A 1,132-nucleotide genomic window follows, 5' to 3' on the forward strand; every position below is an offset into this window, starting at 1 on the left:
GTAGACGTGCTGGTCTCAAACACCAGTTCCATTACACCGAGGGTTCGAGTCCCTTCCTTTCTGCGAAAAAAAGTAAATCGGACGAAGTGAAGCTTCCCTCCAACTCCCCAAATAAATCTGCGGAATCCGTGGAATCAGCGAGATTCTTCGACTACGCTCAGAATGACAAACGTTCTGTCATTCTGAATGAAGCGAAGCGAAATGAAGAATCTACAAAAGAAAATAATTGGCAGTCCGCCACGGAGTTTCTACAACAAAAAGACCTTTTAAAATCCTTAAACCAACTCATCGAACAAGCAGGAATCATCGGCGAAGAGCAATCGAGATTATTGTTGTTTTTAATTACGATTAGTTACTTAAACAAAAGCCCGTTACACGGAATTGTACAAGGAAGTTCGGGAAGCGGAAAGACTCACATTATCAGCAGAATTGCGGATTTAATGCCACAGGAAGACGTATTGAGATTTACAAGAATTACAGAATCGAGCTTATACAACTGGGGCGAATTTGATTTATTCCAAAAGATTATCATTATTGAAGATTTAGACGGTTTAAAAGAAGATGCATTATATGCGTTAAGAGAATTTATAAGCAATCAGGTTTTGAGAAGTTCCGTAACCATCAAGGATAAGAAAGGAAACAATAAATCTTCCCATAAAATCGTAAAAGGTCAGTTCAGCAGTTTATCTGCAACAACAAAAGGCGAAACGTATGAGGATAATATGAGCAGGAGTTTTTTATTGGCAGTAGACGAAAGCAAGGAACAAACACAGAGAATTATCGAGTATCAGAACCGCAGAAATGCAGGAGAAATAGACAGAAACGAACAGGAAAAAGCAATTGGTTTTATACAAAAGTTGGTAAGAAATTTAAAGTATTACGAGGTTATAAATCCGTTTGCAACAAAATTAAATCTTCCTGAAAAGGTGCATAAAATAAGGCGTTTAAATGAAATGTATCAAGCGGTTATTAAGCAAGTAACCTTTATTAATCAGTATCAGAGGTGTGTCACCTCAGACAATTGTTTAGTTACGGAGATAGAAGATATAGAACAGGCAACGGAAATATTATTTGAAAGCATTGTTTTGAAAGTTGATGAATTAGACGGAAGTTTAAGACAGTTTTTTGAAAG

At 36.8% G+C, this 1,132-nt stretch carries 1 pseudogene; it reads left to right on the forward strand.

Annotated elements, in window-relative coordinates:
• Positions 1-1,132 (forward strand): annotated as a pseudogene (locus OH806_RS16540) (hypothetical protein); the annotation flags it as partial.

This window comes from Chryseobacterium oryctis (assembly GCF_025971925.1).
Classification (GTDB): domain Bacteria; phylum Bacteroidota; class Bacteroidia; order Flavobacteriales; family Weeksellaceae; genus Chryseobacterium; species Chryseobacterium oryctis.